Origin of the sequence: Arthrobacter sp. USHLN218, from assembly GCF_037144715.1 — a bacterium.
Lineage (GTDB): Bacteria > Actinomycetota > Actinomycetes > Actinomycetales > Micrococcaceae > Crystallibacter.
Genome location: NZ_JBBCYT010000001.1, coordinates 463547 through 482221 on the forward strand (window position 1 = coordinate 463547; position 18675 = coordinate 482221).

The 18675-nt window shown below is 69.5% G+C and carries 16 protein-coding genes; 11 read left to right on the plus strand and 5 right to left on the minus strand.

The window, feature by feature from the left end; all coding sequences use genetic code 11:
• Positions 1 to 13 precede the first annotated feature (13 nt).
• Genes WFH44_RS02055 through WFH44_RS02070 form a run of 4 tightly spaced genes read left to right on the plus strand, consistent with a single transcriptional unit; the run spans position 14 to position 4409 of the window.
• The gene (locus WFH44_RS02055; protein ID WP_336711348.1) at positions 14 to 1510 is read left to right on the plus strand and encodes a CoA-acylating methylmalonate-semialdehyde dehydrogenase; all 1497 of its coding nucleotides are present in this window, start codon (positions 14 to 16) and stop codon (positions 1508 to 1510) included.
• A 41-nt stretch (positions 1511 to 1551) separates the two neighbouring features.
• Positions 1552 to 2472: a sugar phosphate isomerase/epimerase family protein gene (locus WFH44_RS02060; RefSeq protein ID WP_336711350.1), complete on the plus strand. Its 921-nt coding sequence runs from the start codon at positions 1552 to 1554 to the stop codon at positions 2470 to 2472.
• A 13-nt stretch (positions 2473 to 2485) separates the two neighbouring features.
• Positions 2486 to 3499 (plus strand): Gfo/Idh/MocA family protein, encoded by a 1014-nt coding sequence (locus WFH44_RS02065; RefSeq protein WP_336711351.1) that lies wholly within the window; start codon positions 2486 to 2488, stop codon positions 3497 to 3499.
• Positions 3500 to 3536: 37 nt separating this feature from the next.
• The gene (locus WFH44_RS02070) at positions 3537 to 4409 is read left to right on the plus strand and encodes a sugar phosphate isomerase/epimerase family protein (RefSeq protein ID WP_336711352.1); all 873 of its coding nucleotides are present in this window, start codon (positions 3537 to 3539) and stop codon (positions 4407 to 4409) included.
• Between the two features lie 61 nt (positions 4410 to 4470).
• Here the strand turns inward: WFH44_RS02070 and WFH44_RS02075 are convergent, their stop codons facing one another.
• Entirely contained in the window at positions 4471 to 5259 is a 789-nt protein-coding gene (locus WFH44_RS02075; protein ID WP_336711353.1) for an SDR family oxidoreductase, read from the minus strand.
• Between the two features lie 93 nt (positions 5260 to 5352).
• On the minus strand, positions 5353 to 6558 hold the full coding sequence (locus WFH44_RS02080; RefSeq protein WP_336711355.1) for a phytanoyl-CoA dioxygenase family protein: 1206 nt from the start codon (positions 6556 to 6558) through the stop codon (positions 5353 to 5355).
• 257 nt (positions 6559 to 6815) lie between these two features.
• On the opposite strand from WFH44_RS02080, the gene WFH44_RS02085 reads away from it, so the two are divergent.
• Positions 6816 to 7841, plus strand: a complete 1026-nt coding sequence (locus WFH44_RS02085) for a LacI family DNA-binding transcriptional regulator (protein ID WP_336711357.1) — start codon at positions 6816 to 6818, stop codon at positions 7839 to 7841.
• A 96-nt stretch (positions 7842 to 7937) separates the two neighbouring features.
• On the opposite strand, the gene WFH44_RS02090 is transcribed toward WFH44_RS02085, so the two are convergent.
• From WFH44_RS02090 to WFH44_RS02100, 3 genes are all read right to left on the minus strand, one after another.
• Positions 7938 to 9662, minus strand: a complete 1725-nt coding sequence (locus tag WFH44_RS02090; protein WP_336711358.1) for an HNH endonuclease signature motif containing protein — start codon at positions 9660 to 9662, stop codon at positions 7938 to 7940.
• An 845-nt stretch (positions 9663 to 10507) separates the two neighbouring features.
• Positions 10508 to 11410: a 5-deoxy-glucuronate isomerase gene (iolB, locus tag WFH44_RS02095; RefSeq protein WP_336711360.1), complete on the minus strand. Its 903-nt coding sequence runs from the start codon at positions 11408 to 11410 to the stop codon at positions 10508 to 10510.
• A gap of 20 nt (positions 11411 to 11430) precedes the next feature.
• Complete coding sequence (locus tag WFH44_RS02100; protein ID WP_336711361.1) at positions 11431 to 12171, minus strand: GntR family transcriptional regulator; 741 nt, start codon at positions 12169 to 12171, stop codon at positions 11431 to 11433.
• A 295-nt stretch (positions 12172 to 12466) separates the two neighbouring features.
• Here WFH44_RS02100 and WFH44_RS02105 point away from each other — a divergent pair, with 295 nt between their 5' ends.
• The 6 genes from WFH44_RS02105 to WFH44_RS02130 all read left to right on the plus strand — a co-directional run bounded on the left by WFH44_RS02105 (position 12467) and on the right by WFH44_RS02130 (position 18672).
• Positions 12467 to 13465 (plus strand): substrate-binding domain-containing protein, encoded by a 999-nt coding sequence (locus tag WFH44_RS02105; protein WP_336711362.1) that lies wholly within the window; start codon positions 12467 to 12469, stop codon positions 13463 to 13465.
• 62 nt (positions 13466 to 13527) lie between these two features.
• The gene (locus WFH44_RS02110; protein ID WP_336711363.1) at positions 13528 to 14568 is read left to right on the plus strand and encodes an ABC transporter permease; all 1041 of its coding nucleotides are present in this window, start codon (positions 13528 to 13530) and stop codon (positions 14566 to 14568) included.
• Between the two features lie 29 nt (positions 14569 to 14597).
• Complete coding sequence (locus WFH44_RS02115; RefSeq protein WP_336711803.1) at positions 14598 to 15503, plus strand: ATP-binding cassette domain-containing protein; 906 nt, start codon at positions 14598 to 14600, stop codon at positions 15501 to 15503.
• A gap of 30 nt (positions 15504 to 15533) precedes the next feature.
• Entirely contained in the window at positions 15534 to 16538 is a 1005-nt protein-coding gene (locus tag WFH44_RS02120) for a Gfo/Idh/MocA family protein (RefSeq protein WP_336711364.1), read from the plus strand.
• Positions 16535 to 17641: a Gfo/Idh/MocA family protein gene (locus WFH44_RS02125; RefSeq protein WP_336711366.1), complete on the plus strand. Its 1107-nt coding sequence runs from the start codon at positions 16535 to 16537 to the stop codon at positions 17639 to 17641. Before WFH44_RS02120 ends, WFH44_RS02125 begins: the two co-directional genes overlap by 4 nt.
• Before the next feature lie 8 nt (positions 17642 to 17649).
• Positions 17650 to 18672 carry a Gfo/Idh/MocA family oxidoreductase gene (locus tag WFH44_RS02130; RefSeq protein WP_336711367.1) on the plus strand — a complete coding sequence of 341 codons (1023 nt, stop codon included), beginning with the start codon at positions 17650 to 17652 and terminating at the stop codon, positions 18670 to 18672.
• Positions 18673 to 18675: the final 3 nt, after the last annotated feature.

Here is an 18675-nt window from a genome sequence, read left to right on the forward strand (position 1 = left end):
TCAAGGAGCACACATGAGCACGACCATCACCCACTTCATCAACGGCGCGGAAACCGTCGGGTCGGGGGACCGGACCCAGCCCGTCTACAACCCGGCGACCGGCGAGGCCACGGGCGAGCTGCGGCTGGCCAACCGGGCGGACATCGACGACGTCGTCGCCGCCGCCAAGGCCGCCTCCGAGACCTGGGCCGAGACGTCGCTGACCAAGCGCGTGGCGGTGCTGTTCAAGTTCCGCGAACTGCTCGCGGAGAACGTGCAGGAGCTGGCGAAGGTCGTCACCAGCGAGCACGGCAAGGTCGTCTCCGACGCGGCCGGCGAGGTGGGCCGCGGGCTGGAGGTCGTGGAATATGCCTGCGGCGCCGCGCAGTCGCTGAAGGGCGAATACTCGGACCAGGTCTCCGGCGGCATTGACGTGTTCTCGTTCCGCCAGCCGCTCGGCGTGGTCGCCGGCATCACCCCGTTCAACTTCCCGGTCATGGTGCCGCTGTGGATGGCCCCGGTGGCCATCGTGACGGGCAACGCCTTCATCCTCAAGCCCTCCGAGCGGGACCCCTCGGCGAGCCTGTTCCTGGCCCGGCTGTGGAAGGAGGCCGGCCTGCCGGACGGCGTGTTCAACGTCCTGCAGGGCGACAAGGAGGCCGTGGACGGCCTGCTGACCCACCCGGACGTGGACGGCATCTCTTTCGTCGGTTCCACCCCGATCGCCCGGTACGTGTACGAGACCGGCACCCAGCACGGCAAGCGCGTGCAGGCGCTCGGCGGGGCGAAGAACCACGCCGTGGTGATGCCGGACGCCGACATGGACCTGGCCGCGGACCACATCAACGCCGCCGCCTTCGGCTCCGCCGGGCAGCGCTGCATGGCCATCTCGGTCGCGGTTGCCGTCGGTGACGCCGCCGAGGGCCTGGTCGCCAAGCTCAAGGAACGGGCCGAGGCGGTCAAGGTCGCCAACGGGATGGAGCCGGACGCCGACATGGGCCCGGTCATCACCCCGCAGTCCAAGGCCCGGCTGCAGAAGATCGTCGGCGAGGCCCAGGACGACGGCGCCGCGCTGGTGGTCGACGGACGGGACCTGGTGGTCAAGGACCACGAGAACGGTTTCTTCGTCGGCCCGACGGTGATCGACCACGTCCGCCGCGAGATGAGCGCCTACCGCGAGGAGATCTTCGGCCCGGTGCTCGCCGTGGTGCGGGTGGACAGCATCGACGAGGCGCTGGAGATCATCAACTCGAACCCGTACGGCAACGGCACCGCCATCTTCACCTCGTCCGGCGCGTACGCCCGCGCGTTCACCCGCGGCGTCAAGGTCGGTATGGTCGGCGTGAACATCCCGCTGCCGGTGCCGGTGGCCTGGCACTCCTTCGGCGGCTGGAAGGACTCGCTGTTCGGCGACCACCACATCTACGGCCCGGACGGCATCCGCTTCTACACCCGCGGCAAGGTCGTCACCCAGCGCTGGCCGGAACCGAAGCAGGCCTCCGGCGCGTCCTTCGCCTTCCCGTCCAACTGACCCGTCCCGCCGGACCACTCGCACTGAAAGGACCTCAAGGAATGTCCGAAGTTGAGAACAAGCTGATTATTGGCACGGCCCCCGATTCGTGGGGAGTCTGGTTCGCCGACGACCCGAAGCAGACGCCGTGGCAGCGGTTCCTCGACGAGGTGGCCGAATCCGGCTACAAATGGATCGAGCTCGGGCCGTACGGGTACCTGCCCACGGACCCGGCCAAGCTGGCCGACGAGCTGGCCCAGCGGGACCTGAAGGTCTCCGCCGGCACGGTGTTCACCGCCTTCCACCGCGGCGTCGGCCAGTGGGACGAAGCCTGGGAACCGGCCCGCCGGGTCGCGGAGCTGACGGCGGCGATGGGCGGCAAGCACATCGTAGTCATCCCGGCGATGTGGCGCGACGACGTCACCGGCGAGGCGGTGGAGAACGGCGAGCTGACGGTGCAGCAGTGGGACGACCTGTTCAACGGGCACAACCGGCTGGGCAAGGTGCTGGCCGAGGAGTACGGGCTGGCGCAGCAGTTCCATTCCCACGCGGACTCACACGTCTGCGTGCAGGCGGACATCGAGCGGTTCCTGCAGCACACGGACCCGGAGCTGGTCACGCTCTGCCTGGACACCGGGCACGCGGAGTACGGCGGGGCCAGCAGCGTGGACCTGATCGAGAAGTACCCGGAGCGGATCGGCTACCTGCACCTGAAGCAGGTCGACCCCGAGGTGCTCAAGACCGTGCGCGAACAGAACCTGACCTTCGCCGCGGCCAACACCGCCGGCGTCATGATCGAACCGCCCCACGGGCTGCCCGACCTGTCCAAAGTGATCGACGCCGTCGAAAGGCTGGACAAGCCGATCTTCGGCATCGTGGAGCAGGACATGTACCCGGTGGCCGACTTCAGGGTGCCGATGCCGATCGCCCAGCGCACCTGCAAGTACCTGCTCTCGTGCGGCTCCCGCACCCGCGTCCAGTAAGGAACGAACCGCTATGAACCAGAACCTCCGCGTGGCCGTCATCGGAGCGGGCCGCATGGGCATCGACCACATCCAGCGGCTGCACCGCCGCATCCACGGTGCGGAAGTGGCCGCCGTCGTCGACATTGACGAGGACCGCGCCCGCGCCGCCGTCGCGGACGTCCCCGGCGCGCTGGCGCTGACCGACGGGCCGTCGGCCCTGGAGCGTCCGGACATCAACGCCGTGCTGATCGCCACGCCGGGTTTCCTGCACGAGGAGATCCTGCACGCCGCGCTCGAAAGGGACATCCCGATCCTGTGCGAGAAGCCGCTGACCCCGGACGCCGAGTCCTCCTGGCGGGTGGTCCAGGCCGAGGAGAAGCTGGGCCGCCAGCGGATCCAGGTCGGCTTCATGCGCCGCTACGACGCGGAGTACGCGCAGCTGGGCCGGATCATCCGCAGCGGCGAGCTGGGGGAGCTGCTGGTCCTGCACCACCAGCACCGCAACCCGACGACGCCGCCCGGCTTCACCAACGAGATGCTGATCAACGACTCGGTGGTCCACGAGTTCGACGCCGTGCGCTTCTTCACCGGCGAGGAGATCACCTCCGTGCAGGTGCGGCTGGGCAAGCGCACCCGCAACGCGCCCGAGGGCCAGCACGATCCGCAGCACGTGCTGCTGGAGACCGCCTCCGGGGTGCTGGCCGACGTGGAAATCTACGTCAACGCGCAGTTCGGCTACGAGGTGGCCACCCAGGCCTCCTTCGAGCAGGGCGTGGTCAGCATCGGCAGCGACTCCGGACCCTACGTCCGCACCCAGGGGCGCTGGGGCGGGCAGGTGACGCCGGGCTTCGTGGAGCGCTTCGCCACGGCCTACGACGTGGAGCTGCAGGCCTGGGTCGACGCGGCTTTGGAGGACCGGATCGGCGGCCCGAGCGCCTGGGACGGCTATGCCACCGCGGCCTGCTGCGAGGCGGGGGTCGAGGCCCAGAAGACCGGCGCCAAGGTCCAGGTCCAGCTGAACGACAAGCCCGCGCTGTACAGCTAGGGCCGGCAGACAATCGAGCCAAGGAAGGGCGCCAACGATGAAGATCGCGCTTGATCCCACCCCGTTCCACCACACGCACTCGCTGCTGGAGTTCCCGAAGCTGGCCGCGGAGCTGGGCTACAAGTACCTTCAGCTCACGCCGCACCAGGACGTCCTGCCGTTCTTCACCCACCCGAAGGCCGACGACGCGTTGGTCGCCGACCTGAAGAAGGCCTGCGCTGAGGCGGAGGTCGAAATCGCCTCGGTGCTGCCGGTGCTGCGCTGGTCGTCGCCGGACGAAAACCTCCGACAGGCCGCCGTGCGCTACTGGAAGCGCGCGGTGCAGATCGCCGTCGACCTCGGCGTGACCCAGATGAACACCGAGTTCAGCGGCCGGCCGGAGCTGCCGGAAGAGTCCGAGGCCGCGTTCTACCGCTCGATGGAGGAGCTCGTGCCGCTCTTCGAACGCGAGGGAGTCCACGTGGCCATCGACCCGCACCCGGACGACTTCGTCGAGGAGGGCCTGGCCGCATGGCGCGTCATCCGCGGCGTCAATTCGCCCAACCTCGGGTTCGTGTACGTCGCGGCGCACACCTTCCACATGAAGGACGAGCCGGCACAGATCATGGAGGCCGCGGGGGACCGGCTGCGGGTGGTCCACGTGGCCGACACCATGGACCACCACGCCTCCCACGGGCTGCGCTACATCACCAACCCGCCGGGCAACCCGGTGCGCGTGCACCAGCACCTGAAGATCGGCGACGGCGATGTGGACTGGCAGGAATTCTTCGGCTCGCTGGCCGAGAACGGCTTCCTGGACCGGCCGGAGACCGTGATGGTCTCCAGCGTCTTCGCCGAGAACGAGCACGCCTGCGAGGTCGCGCGCTACCAGCTGGAGACGATGAAGGAATTTGTCGGCGGCTTCCAGTGACGTCGGCACCGGACCTGCCCTTCCCGCACAGCCGGGCAGGGCGGGTCCGGCGCGTGCGGCCTCAGTCGTAGGCGCCGGGAACCTGCTGGTCCCAGTCGATCACGGAGCCGGTGACCACCCCGGAGCGCTCGGAGAGCAGGAACACGACGAAGTCGGCGATCTCGTCGACCTGGCCGAGCTTGCCCAGCGGCTGTGATGCGCTGGCCCGCTCGAGCCAGTCGTCGCCGGCCCCGTGGAAGCGGCGCTGGATGCCATCCTCGCCTTCCGTCGCGGTCCAGCCGATGTTGATGCCGTTGATCCGGATCCGGTCCCAGCGGTGCGCGTGGGCGGCGTTCTTCGTCAGCCCGGCGAGCCCGGCCTTGGCCGCGACGTACGGCGTCAGGTAGGGCTGGCCGCCGTGCGAACTCATGGTGATGATATTGGCGATGGCGCCGGGTGCGCCGCGGCCGCGCAGGTGGGCGATGGCCTGCTGCATGAGGAAGAACGGCGCCTTCAGGTTCACCGCGATGTGCGCGTCGAAGAGTTCCCCGGTGGTGTCCAGCAGGGTCCCGCGCGTGGTCAGGCCGGCGGCGTTGACCAGCGCATCCACCCGGCCAAAACGTTCGACGGCGGTGTCCACCACGGTGCCGGCCTGGGCGTGGTCCGCCAGGTCGGCCCGGATGAAGCACGCGGCGGTTCCGGCCGCCTCGAGGGCGTCCACGGAGCGCCGGCCCGTGTCTTCGCTGCGGCCGACGACGGCGACTGCCTCCGCGCCCTGCTGCGCGGCCGCGAGGGCGATGCCGGCGCCGACCCCTTGCGTGCCGCCGCTGACCAGCAGGACCTTTCCCCGCATCAGGTGATCGAGGGCCATGCCGGCACTCCTTCCGGTGCGGCACCGGGCCCGGAGGCCCCGGCGTGGAGCCGGCACTCCTTCCGGGCTGCGCAGGCGCGGTCCGCTGCCATGTCAGGCGGCTCCGCTGCCGCGGCGCTGCTGCTGGGCCGACAGTTCGGTCTCGAACGCCGCGTCGTCGAGTCCGGTTTCCAGCGCGCGCAGGACCAGCGCGGCCTGGCTCTCCGGGGCGATGCCGCCGATCGGCTGGTCCCGGTCGAGGTTGGTCGGGAACGCGTAGCCCTCGGCGGCCGCGGCGACGACGTTGCGGATCCACTCCCGGCCGGACCCGGCGGCGAGGCGTTCCCGCAGGACGGGGTAGAGCGCCCTGCACATGCCGGTCCGGTCCACCGTTTCCATCGCGCGGCCGAAGGCGGAGGAGACCTGCAGGAGGTTGGCCATCCGCCGGATGCCGGCGCTGCGGTTGTGGCCGGCGCCGTGGAAGAGGGCCGGGTTAAAGAAGGCGGCGTCGCCCTTCTCCAGCGGCAGCTGGACGTAGTGCTGCTCGAAGTATTCGGTGAACTCCGGCTGGTGGAAGGCGACGTAGCCGGCCGGGTACTTGTGGGAGTGCGGCAGGTACAGCGTCGGCCCGGACTCGACCGGCATGTCGCAGTGTGCCACCGCTCCCTGCAGGGTCAGGGCGGGGGAGAGCAGGTGCACGTGCGCCGGATAGGACTGGGCTTCCTCCAGCCCCATGAAGCCGAGGTGGTAGTCGCGGTGGGCGGTCTGCGCGGCGCCGCCGGGATTGACCACGTTGACCTGCGAGGTGACCTGGTAGTTGGGACCGAGCCAGGCCTGGGAGATGAGCGCGAGGGCGTCGTTGGCGTAGTAGTCCGCGAAGACATCGGGCGCCGCGACGGCCAGCTTGTCCAGGGCGCCCCAGACCCGGTCGTTGGCTCCGGGCTTGGCGAAGTGGTCCCCGCCGGCCGTGCCCGCGGCCCGCTGGTCCTCGATCAGCCGGTTGAAGGCGTCCGTGGCGCGGTCGACGACGGCGGTGTCCGCGAAGGCGCGCTTGAAGACCACGATGCCCGGGCCTTCGGTCAGGGCCCGCACCAGCTCCGCCTGGATGTCGCGGCGGACAACCGGATCCGCGGCCCGCTGCTGCAGGTCCGGCCCGTAGACGAGGACGTTCTGCTCGACCGCCGCGGCGAAGGGGTAGTCCTCGCGCCGGGTTTCCGCCTCAACGAGGCGCACGAAGTCGTCGAGCCGGCAGTCGGCCGCGCTGAACCACTGGGTGTCATGGCGGAGGCCGACGCTTCCGGGCTGGGCTGTTGTGGACATAGGGGGCTCCTTTGTCGAGGAAGACGGGGTAAGGGAAGCCGCGGCGTGCAGGCCGGCTGCACTGGAACCAGTCTTCCGCCACGCCGAAGGGGCGGCAAGGGGGCAAGTACCTCAAAAACCCATCAGTCCCGAGGCCCGCGTGGCTGATGCTGGCAGTCTTGCTGTGCCCTTCCAGGCCATGCCATGCTGGTCGCGTCCAATCCGAAGCCAATCCGGGTCCATCACGATTCCGTCAGTCCCAGACCACCGGAGGAAGCGTGGCCCATTCGTTTACCGTGCGGGAGATCGCCCGCCAGGCCGGCGTCAGCGACGCGACGGTGGATCGGGTGCTGCACAACCGCCCGGGCGTGCGCGCCGCGACGGCCGGACAGGTGAAGCAGGCCATCCAGGAGCTCGAGGCGCAGCGGCAGCAGCTGGAACTGACCGGCCGCCGGTTCATGATCGACGTCGTCGCGGACGCGCCCGCCCGGTTCCACCTCGCCGTGCGGACGGCGCTGGAAGCCGAGCTGCCGCTGCTCCGGCCGGCCGTCTTCCGGGCGCGCTTCCACCTCCACGAACTCTGGAACGCCGCCGCCTGCGTCGCCCAGCTGGACCGCATCGGCTCGCAGGGCAGCCACGGCGTCGTGCTCAAGGCGCCCGACGTGCCCGAGGTCGCGGCCGCCGTCGACCGCCTGCTGGCCCTCGGCATTCCGGTGGTCACGCTGGTCACGGACGTGCCGCTCAGCCGCAGGCTGGCTTATGTCGGGATCGACAACCGCTCGGCCGGGGCGACGGCCGCCTACCTCGTCTCGCAGTGGCTGCGCGGGCGGCCGGGCGGCATCGCGGTGACGGTGAGCAATGACGCGTTCCGCGGCGAGGAGGAACGGGAGATGGGATTCCGCGCGGCGATGCGCAGGCTGGACCCTGGGCGGCCGGTGCACTACCTGGACGGATCGGACGGGCTCGACGACAGCGCCCGGGAGATCATGGGGCGCGCGCTCGCAGGCGGGAAGACGCTGGCCGGGGTGTATTCGTCCGGCGGAGGCAACCGCGGGCTGCTGGCCGCTTTCGACGCGGCCGGCCGGGAGCCCGAGGTGTTCATCGGGCACGACCTGAACGCGGACAACCTTGAGCTGCTGCGGGCCGGCAGGATCAGTGCTTTGCTGCACCACGACCTGCGGCTGGACCTGAACCGCTGCTGCCGCATCCTGCTGCACCACCACGGGGCGCTGCCCGAAGATCCCGCCGGAGAGGCCTCGAAGATCGACATCATCACGCCGCACAACATCCCGGCCGGGCCGTGAATGAGTAAGTCCCATTTGGGCTGAAGTACGCAGCAGGTGCACGCACCCTCACGTGAGCAGGGCCCCCGGTCCTAAGATTTCCAACGGCGCCCACGCCTAGAAAGGTGGTGGTGTGGTGTCGTTGAAGGGGTCTGGTGGCGGTGGTGGCGGCGGGGTGATGCCGTGGCTGATCCAGGAGCCGTCGGGGTAGCTGGTGTAGGTCTGCCCGGTTTTGGTTTGGTGGCGGATGATGCCGTGGGGCTGTTGGGTGGTGTGCCAGCCGTCGTTGTGTTTGGCCAGGTGGTCGGGTTTGCAGCGCAGGACGAGGTTATCGAGTTCGGTTTTGCCGCCGTGTTCCCACGCCTGGGTGTGGTCGAGTTCGCAGTGCTTCCAGTGGGTGCGGCAGCCGAGCCCGCGGCAGGTTTCGTCGCGTAACCGGACTTGGCGTTTGAGCCATTCGGGCGGGTGGCGCATCTCGCGGGCCACGATGACGGCCTGGTCGTGTTTGTCGGTGATGACCGGCAGCCAGGATTTCGCCAGGCCGGCCAGCCGGCGGGCCATGCCGGGCGGGATCGGCCCGTACCCGGCCAGCTCGCCCGGCTCGTCCCCGCCGGCCGCGGTGGCCAGCGGAATCGTCACCGCGACGAACGCCTTCACGTTCCCGCCGCCCCACGCTTCACCGGCACTGCGTTCCACGGCCGCTCCGGCGGACCCGTCGGCCGTGCCGGCGGTACCGCTGGTGGCGGACCCGTTCGCGGCGGCCGCCGGACCGTAGAGCCCGCCCTGCCCGTCGCCATCCGCGCCCGTTCCGGTGGCCATGGGCCCGACAAGCTGGCTCACGCCGTCGGCGGCAGGGCCGGCGGCGGGCCCAAAGGCGGTGTCGGCAGGGGCGCCGAGGTTGCTTTCGCCTGCCGGGGCGGCCCCGCCGGCTTCCTGACCACGCAGCTGGTTCCCGCCACGGGCGCTACCGCCGGCCGCCGGCCCAAAGGCAGGACCGCCGGTGGCGGCGGTGGCCGGGGGTTGGAGGCAGAGGTCGGTGAAGACGTCGGCGCGCAGCTGGGCCAGGGTGCGGGTTTCCCCGTCGAGGGTTTTGAGGTGTTTCGCGTGCTCCTGCACCAGGCTATAGACACTCATCGCGGTATCCGCACCGGTCTGCACGCACAGTTCGGCCATCCCGTCCTCCTGCGGCCGGAACCACACCCCGCGGTGCTCCATCGCCCTCGCATGCCGCTCCTGAAGGGTCTGCGGGTGCAGCCGGTGCCGGGCCGCCCTCGCCCGGTCCTGCACGGTCTCCCTCACCACGGTCTCCGCCCCGGGCAGCACCGCCTGCTCATACTCGCCCAATACCGCGGCGGGCAGGTCGCGGGAGCCGCGCACGATCACGGTCGCCCGGCCCAGGTCCACCCGCCCCTCACCCAACGCCGCCACCGTGCCCGGGAAGTGCGCGCAGAGCTGGACCGCGTCGGCCAGTTCCGGGACCAGGGATTTCTGCGACTGGTGCAGGTGCGCGGCCAGTTCCCGCACCGTGCCCCGGTCATAGCCCTCCGCACCCATCAGCGGGGACCCGGGCTCGGTGCGGCGGGACGCGAACTCGCCCAAACCCCGGACACGCAGCCCCTGCCAGGACGCGGTCACCTTCTCCACCGCGGCCAGGTACTCCAGCAGCACCCCGTCCGCCAACCTCGCCGGGTCCTGCCGGGCGAGCACGGCGGCCAGGTCCGCCGGTGTGATGTCCCGCCAGGCTTGGAACCATTCCACCGGCCCGTGCTCCACCAGCGCCGGCGGCTTCGGTTTAGCGGCTTCCCTGGCCTGCTCCCGCTTGGCCCGCTGCGCCGGCGACAACGCCCAATCCGGTATCCCATCCTCGCCCTCATCCGCCGGCGGCCCGAAGACGGCCTCGGGATCAGCCGAAACCGGCTCCTCAGGCCCGGAAGCAGCTTCGGGATCAGTCGCGACCGGCTCCGCTGTATTGAACGCAGAATGGGGAGCTTCTTCCGCGACTTGTGGGCCCGGGGTTTCGGTTTGTTCGCGGGGCGGAAAGGGAACGGGGAGTGGCGAGGAGTCAGCTCCCTTGAGAGCCTGAGGCGCAGCAGGGCCGGCATCCTCAGGCTCAGCCTGCGCCTTCTCCGGTGCGGGAGCAGCAGGAGTCTTCGGATCCGCGGGAGCGGGGGCAGCGGCAGATGCAGCATCCTCTCTGGCGGCCAGTGCGGAAAACAGGAGCTCTGGAGCCATGACAACAGCGTCTACGGGAGGCGGTGCAAAGTGCACGAGACCGAGGCCTCTGCGTGCACGCTGACCGCGAAGACCCGGAGCCGGACCGGACCGTCCGTCCTCGCGCATCAGCCGGCCGTACTCCTCAGCGATCGCCTGATAGAGGCGATACTCAAGCAGGGACAGGCTACGACCGGATGGGAACGAAACGTCCCGCCACTCCGCTGAGCCTTCCTCCTTGAACTCCATGACCCCACGCTACAAGCCGCCACCGACAGTATTCGAAGTACCCTTCGGGAAATGGATGGCAGGCTGCCGCCTTGTGCAAAATGGCCCACGACAGCTACAGACAACAGGCCGGAGGACGAGAGCGGCGCGGCGGCGGGGCCAGCCCGTGCAGTGAAGGGCAGCCCGGGGAGGCGCGGCGGCGGGGCCAGCCAGTGCGGTGAAGGCAGCTAGGAGATGCCCGCCGCTGGTCAGTCCGTGAAGGGCAGCCTCGGGTCGACCTGCTGGCCGTCCCACGTCCGGCGGATCCAGCCGTGGTGCGGGTCGTCGCTGATCAGCCACTCGCGGACCCGGCCGGGACCGGCCATCACGTTGAGGTAGTAGAGGTCGTAACCCGGTGCGGCCATAGCCGGACCGTGCCAGCCGTAGGGGACCAGGACCACGTCGCCGCTGCGGACCTCGGCGTTGACATCGATGGGCCGCTCGTCCGAGGCGTAGACCCGCGCGTACCCGATCGGGTCGGCGGCGGCCGGTGCCGGCGCGTTTCGCGCCAGCCGGGTCTCGAAGTAGTAGATCTCCTCGAGGCTGGTCTCGCCGTCCTTCTCCTCATCGTGCTTGTGCGGGGGATAGGAGGACCAGTTCCCGGCCGGCGTGATGACCTCGCAGACGATGAAGCGGTCCGCCTCCAGCGCGGCGGGCGTGCCGAAATTGTGCACCTGGCGGGAGCAGACGCCCGCACCGCGCAGTTCCACCGGCGTCTCCTCCGCGGTGATCAGCCGCACCGGGTAGCTGGCCTTCGCCGGCGCCAGGGCGACCGCGACGCGCCCGCCCTCCTTCGACGAGATGGCGACGGCGGTTTCGATCCCGGTGTAGAGCACGTCCGAGGGGCCGGCGAAGACGGAGCCGCGGCCGCGGAGCTCGTAGTCCGTCCCGTCCACCGTGGCGGTGAAGGCACCCTCCAGCGGAACCACGATGCGTTCCTCCGCCTCGGCGCCCAGCTTGACCGCTTCGCCGGGGCCGAGCCGCGCGACCTTGAGGCCGGTGTGGGCCCAGCCCTCGACCCTGGTGGCACTGTCGGAGGCTCCCAGCGATACTTGCCAGGCGCCGTCGTTGGCGGAACCGAGCGGATAGAACCATTGCGTTGTCCCGGGCATGGAATGGCCTTTCGTTTGGTTTAGCGCTGGACCAGGGTCATCTCGAAGCTGTAGGAGTCGGCGCGGTAGACGTGCCGGCCGGTTTCCACGTTGCGGCCCGCGTCATCCACGGCCGTGCGCTCCATGGTGACCAGCGCGGAGCCCGGAGTGGTTTCCAGCAGGCCCGCCTGCCGCTTGTCCGCGACGGTCGCGCCGATCCGCTGGGTGGCCAGGCGGAAGTTCACCCCGGCGTCCCGCAGGATCTGGTAGAGGCCCAGCTTCCGCAGGCCGTCTTCCGTGATTTCCGTGATGTCGTCCCGGACCCAGTTCTCCATGAGCGCGAGCGGCTTCCCGCCGACGCAGCGGAGCCGGGTGAAGTGGTAGACGTTGACGCCCGCGGGCAGGTCCAGGGCCTCGGCGATATCCGGATCGGCGGCGCCGTGGCGGAACTCCAGCACGTCCGTGGTCGGCTTCTGCCCGGTGCGCTTGAGGTCATCGAACAGGCTGGAGAGCTCCAGATGCCGGCGGACCTGGCTGGAAACCACCTGCGTCCCGACGCCCCGCTTGCGCACCAGCAGGCCGGACCGTACCAGTTCGTCCATGGCCTTGCGCATGGTGGGCCGGGAGAGCTTCAGCTTGCTGGCAAGTTCGATCTCGTTGTCGAGGCGGGAACCGGACTCCAGTGCGCCGCTGTGGATCGCCGCTTCAATCCCCTGGACGACCTGGTGGTAGAGGGGGACCGGGGATGACCGGTCGATCGGGATGTTGAGTTCGGTGTTCATAATCCCTCGTTCACCTGCTTCCTGTTCATCGTTCGCCGTTGACCTATTGACAGGACAAATCTTTCAACGAGCGTACCAGTCGTGTCCAGAGGTTCCGCGGGTCCCGGGCTTCTCTTCAAGCGGCGGGCGCGGCGCCCTTGGCGACCTAATGTGAATATGTCCTGACATTCTATTGACTTTTGTGATGCGTGTCACCCATTCTTGTGTTCAAGGCGCTGAGCCGGGCGGCAGGCAACTGCAGCCGGGCGGCCGCCGGCCTTCGGGGAAGGCCGGACCACAGACGAAGGAGATTCTCGTGTCACACAAGCTTTCCTGGCGGAAACTCGCGGCCGCAGCGGTCGTGGTTCCGGCCCTTGCTCTCACGGCGTGCTCCAGTTCCGGCGGGCGCGCGCCGGAAGCGGCCAGTGAGGGCGGCGGCGGTGCCGTCGCCAGCACCGAGCGGATCAACGTCGCCCTGATTACCCACGCCGCTCCCGGCGACACGTTCTGGGACATCGTCCGCAAGGGTGCGGAAGAGGCATCGGCCAAGGACAACGTCGAGCTGCAGTACCTTTCGGATCCCGAGGGCGGCCGGCAGGCGCAGCTGATCGAGCAGGCCGTCGACCAGGGCGTCGACGGCATCGCCGTCACCCTGGCCAAGCCCGACGCGCTGGCCGGGGCGCTCAAGAAGGCCGAGGATGCCGGCATTCCGGTGGTGAGCCTCAACGCCGGCGAGGACCGCTCGGCCGAACTGGGCGCCATCACGCACTTCGGTTCCAACGAGAAGCTCGCCGGCGAGGCCGTCGGCGACCGCCTCGCCACGGAGGGCTACAAGCACCCCATCTGCGTCATCCAGGAGCAGGGCCACGTGGGCCTCGAGAACCGGTGTGCGGGCGTGAAGGCGAAGGTGCCGGACACCGAGGTCCTGTACGTCCAGGGCACGGACATGACGCAGGTCGAGTCCACCGTGACGGCGAAGCTGCAGGCCACCAAGGACGCCGACGTCGTGATTGGCCTGGGTGCACCCTTCACCCTGACCATCCTCAAGGCCATCTCGGGTTCGAGCAGCGACGCGAAGGTCGCGTCCTTCGACATGAACGCCGAACTGGCACAGAAGATCGTCGACGGCGACATCCTCTTCACCGTCGACCAGCAGCCGTGGCTGCAGGGCTACGGTGCGGTGGACGCGCTGTGGCTGAACAAGCGCGGCGGGTTCGAGATCGGCGGCGGCCAGCCGGTGCTGACCGGACCGACCATCGTGGACCAGAAGAGCGCTGAACAGGTCCTCCAGTTCGCCGAACAGGGCGTCCGCTAAACAGACGAAAGCCGTAGCGGGGCCGGTTCCGGCTCCGCCACGGCCTCCAAGGAGCAAATGACATGACCATGACAGCAACAGCGCCCGTGACCGATGAACGGGTCGGCAAGAAAAGTACTCTGAGCAAGATCCTGGGCCGCCCGGAAATCGGCGCGCTGGTGGGGGCGGTCGCCCTCTTCATCTTCTTCGCAGCCGTCGCGCCTGTCTTCCTGCAGCCGGCGTCCATTGCCACCGTGCTCTACGGCGCGTCGACCATCGGCATCATGGCCGTGGGCGTCTCGCTCCTGATGATCGGCGGCGAATTCGACCTCTCCACCGGTGTTGCCGTGATCAGCTCGGCGCTGATGGCGTCGCTCTTCAGCTGGTACTTCTCGATGAACGTCTGGGTCGGGGTGGGCCTGGCCCTGGTCATGTCGCTCGGCATCGGCTTCATCAACGGCTGGATCCTGATCAAGACCCAGCTCCCGTCCTTCATCGTGACGCTGGCGACCTTCCTGATGCTGACCGGCCTGAACCTCGGCCTGACCCGCGCCATCGGCGGCAGCGTCTCCACGCCGTCGATCTCCAACATGGACGGCTTCGACTCCGCCAAGGCGATCTTCGCCTCGTCGGTCAACATTGCCGGCGTCGACGTGAAGATCACCGTCTTCATCTGGATCGCCATGGTCGCGGTGGCTTCGTGGATCCTGCTGCGGACCCGGGTCGGCAACTGGATCTTCGCTTCCGGCGGCGACTCCAACGCTGCCCGCGCCGTGGGCGTCCCGGTCGTCAAGACGAAGATCGGCCTGTTCATGGCCGTGGGCTTCTGCGCCTGGGTGCTCGGCATGCACAACCTCTTCGCCTTCGCGACCGTACAGTCCGGTGAAGGCATCGGCAACGAGTTCCTCTACATCATCGCCGCGGTGATCGGCGGTTGCCTCCTGACCGGCGGCTACGGCTCCGCCATCGGCGGCGCGATCGGCGCCTTCATCTTCGGCATGGCCAACAAGGGCATCGTCTACGCCGAGTGGAACCCGGACTGGTTCAAGTTCTTCCTGGGCCTGATGCTCCTGCTGGCCACGATCGTCAACCTCGTGGTCAAGCGCCGGGCCGAGCAGAAGTAACGGACAAGGAGCACAAGGAAATGACCACCATGGACAACAAGAAGATCACCCAGGACACGCTGCTCAAGGGCGAAACCGATCCGCTGACCTCCACCCCGGTGCACCTGCTGAACCTGGACAAGGTGGGCAAGCACTACGGCAACATCATCGCCCTGCGCGACGTCACCATGGCGGTCGACGCCGGACGCGTGACCTGCGTGCTCGGGGACAACGGCGCGGGCAAGTCGACGCTGATCAAGATCATCGCCGGCCTGCACCAGCACGACGAGGGAACCTTCACCATCCTCGGCGAGGACCGCAAGCTGTCGTCGCCGCGCGAGGCACTGGACGCCGGCATCGCCGCCGTGTACCAGGACCTGGCGGTCGTGTCGCTCATGCCGATCTGGCGCAACTTCTTCCTGGGCTCGGAACTGACCACCGGTTTCGGCCCCTTCAAGCGGCTCGATGTCGAGCGCATGAAGCAGATCACCAAGAAGGAACTGCAGGACATGGGGATCGACCTGCGCGACGTGGAGCAGCCGATCGGACAGCTCTCGGGCGGTGAGCGCCAGTGCGTGGCGATCGCCCGCGCCGTGCACTTCGGCGCCAAGGTCCTGATCCTCGACGAGCCGACGGCGGCCCTGGGCGTCAAGCAGTCCGGCGTCGTGCTGCGCTACATCCTGCAGGCCCGCGACCGCGGCCTCGGCGTCATCTTCATCACGCACAACCCGCACCACGCCTTCCCTGTGGGGGACCGGTTCCTGCTGCTGAAGCGCGGCAAGTCCATCGGCTACTACAACAAGAAGGACATCACGCTCGAGGAGCTCACCGCGCAGATGGCCGGCGGCGCGGAACTCGCGGAGCTGGCCCACGAGCTGGAGGCCCTCGGCGGCCACAACGACGTCGTGGCGGAAGTGGCAGCGGAAGTCGAAGCTACGGAAGGCCGGCGCGCCTAGGCCGCCGGCGGAACAAGCAAGGGAGGGCATGTGACCATTCGGACGGGAGTGGTCGGCGCGGGAATCATGGGTGCCGACCACGCGGAGAACCTTGCCAGGAACATCGGCGGCAGCACGCTGGCGTGCGTGGCGGACATCGACGGCGAACGCGCCAAGGCAGCGGCATCGGCCCTAGGGGCGCGGGCCGTGACGGACCCGCTGGAGCTCATCCACGACGACGGCGTGGACGCGGTGGTGATCGCCTCGCACGATTCGACCCATCCGGAGCTGGTGCAGGCCTGCCTGGACGCCGGCAAGCCGGTGCTCTGCGAGAAGCCGCTGGCCTCGACGGCGGACGAGGCCCGGCGCATCGTCGAAGCCGAGCGCGCGGTGCGCGACGAGCGCGGCGTTTCCCTGGTCAGCGTGGGCTTCATGCGCCGCTTCGACCCCGGCCATGTGGAACTGCGGCAGGCCCTGGCCGAGGGTGAACTCGGGCGGCCGCTGCTGCTGCACGGCATCAGCCGCAATGTCTCCGCCGCTCCCGGGGCGACCAGCGAGTCCGCCGTCACGAATTCCGCGATCCACGAGCTGGACGCGTTCCCCTGGCTGCTGGACAGCCCGATCGCCGAGGTGTCCTGGGTGCCCGGCCTCCTCGCTTCGTCCGAGGCCGCCGGCGGCCTGCAGGACCCGGCCTTTATGCTGGTCCGCCTCCGCTCCGGGGTGCTGGCGACGCTGGAGCTGTTCCTCAACGCCGGGCACGGCTACTCCACCCAGTGCGAGGTGGTCGGCGAACGCGGCACGGCCCGGGTCGTGGAGCCAGCGGTTGCGGCCTACAACCTGGAGAGGAAGAACTACGTGGAGTACCCGGCGGACTGGCGGCCGCGCTTCGCCGAGGCCTACCGCCGCGAGCTGCAAGCCTGGGTCCGGCACCTGCTGGAGGGAACGCCGTCGCCGCTGGCCACGGCGGAGGACGGGCTGCGCGCCACCCTCGCCGCGGACGCGATGGTGCGGTCAATGCACGACGGCGGCGCCTTCACTCCGGTGGCGGCGGCATGAGCGCCGCGGCCAACGCCCGTCCCGACAGGGTGCCCGACCGTCTGCCTGACCGCCTGCCCGAGAGCCGGGTGCCCGATTCGCGCGAGGCGCCGCCGCTGCGCTGGGGAATCGCCGGACCCGGCTGGATCGCCGAGCGGTTCGCGGCCTCCCTGCAGCAGCACACGCGGCAGCAGCTTTCGGCCGTGGGCTCGCGGTCGCTGGAACGCTCCGCCGGATTCGCCGAGCGCTTCGGCATCCCGGCGGCCTACGGCAGCTACCGTGAACTTGCCCAGGCGCCGGACGTCGACATCGTCTATGTGGCAACGCCGCACAACCACCATTACCGGGTGGCGATGGAGGCGCTCGACGCCGGCAAGCACGTGCTGGTGGAGAAGCCCATCGGCACCAATGCCGCCCAGGCCGAAGAGGTCGCCGCGCTGGCCCGGTCACGGGGACTGCTCGCCGCCGAGGCGCTCTGGACGTTCTTCCTGCCAAAGTTCGACGTCGTCCGGCAGCTGCTGGACGGCAGCCACCTGGGGCAGGTGGTGTCCGTGATGGCGGAGTACGGCGAGCACTTCGAGCCCGGGCACCGGATCTTTGACGCCGACCTCGCCGGCGGGCCGCTGCTGGACCTCGGCACCTATCCGCTCGCGTTCATCACCGCGCTGCTCGGCGACCCGGAGGAAGTCCGCGCGCTCGGGACTCCGCACCCGGAGGGCGTGAACGGGCAGATCTCGGCGGTGATGCAGTTCCCCGGCGGGGCCCACGCCGTGACCAACACGAACCTGTACGGCTTTACCCCGACCGCGGCCACCGTCGTCGGAACCCGGGCCACGTTGACCATTGACGGGCCATTCAACTGCCCCGGCGGATTCACGGTGAAGGGCCACGACGGCGGCGAGCTGCGCTACGACGGCGAGCCCGGCGGCCATCTCGAAGGGCTGCACTACCAGGCGGCCGCCGTGGCCCGCGCCATCGCGGCCGGGCGGCGGGAGGTCGAGGAGCGGCCGATGGCCGACTCGATCCGGTTCCTGCGGCTGGCCGACGAGCTGCGCCGGCAGCTGGGAATCCGTTTCCCGGATGAAGCACGCCAGGCTCCGGCCGCGAACCTGCCCAACCAGTAAAGGAAACCATGAAGCACCTGACCCTCGGGCTGGCCGGCGTCGGCCGGATCGGCAGCATGCACGCGCACAACATCATGGGCCTGCGCCCCGTGCTGGAGGAACGCGGGGTCCGCCTGCGCCTGCTCGTCACTGACGTGGCCGCCGACTATGCCCGCTCCGCGGCCGAGGCCCTCGGGGCGGAGGCCGTGCCGTCGGCGGACGTGATGCTGGACGGGGGAGTCGACGGCCTGGTCGTCGCCACCGGCACCGCGACGCACCCGGAGCTGATCCGGGCCGGCGTCGACGCGGGTGTGCCGGTCTTCTGCGAGAAGCCCGTCGCCGGGAACGTGGCCGACTCGCTGCCCGTCCTGGACCATGTCCGCGAGCACGGCGGCGTGGTCCAGATCGGGCACCAGCGCCGCTTCGACACCGGCTATCTGGAAGCCAGGCGCAGGTACCGGGCGGGCGAGCTGGGCTGGATCCATTCCCTCCGCGCCGTCACCGGGGACATGTTCCCGCCGCCGGTCGAATTCCTGGCGACCTCGGGCGGGCTCTTCCGCGACTGCTCCGTGCACGACTTCGATATCCTGCGCTGGCTGACCGGCAGGGAGATCGTGGAGGTCTACGCGCGCGGCTCCAACAACGGCGACCCCGCGATCGGCCAGGTCGGCGACGTGGACACGGCGCTCGCCGTCGTTACCCTCGACGACGGCACGGTGGGGACGGTTTCGGCCACCCGGTACAACGGCGCAGGCCACGACGTGCGGCTGGAAATCCAGGGCTCGAAGGCCTCGGTCATGGTGGGGCTGGACGACAGAACCGCCCTGCGGTCCACGGAGCCGGATACCGGCTTCCCGCTGGGGGAGCCGCACCGCACGTTCGCTGAGCGGTTCGAGGCGGCGTACCGGGCCGAAATGCTGGCCTTCCTCGAGCTGGTCCAGGGGCAGCGCGGGAATCCGTGCACCCCCGAGGACGCCGTGGCCGCGTCGAAGGTTGCCGACGCGGCCCAGCTCTCCCTCGAGACGGGCGTGCCGGTCAAAGTCGAGGTCTGAGCC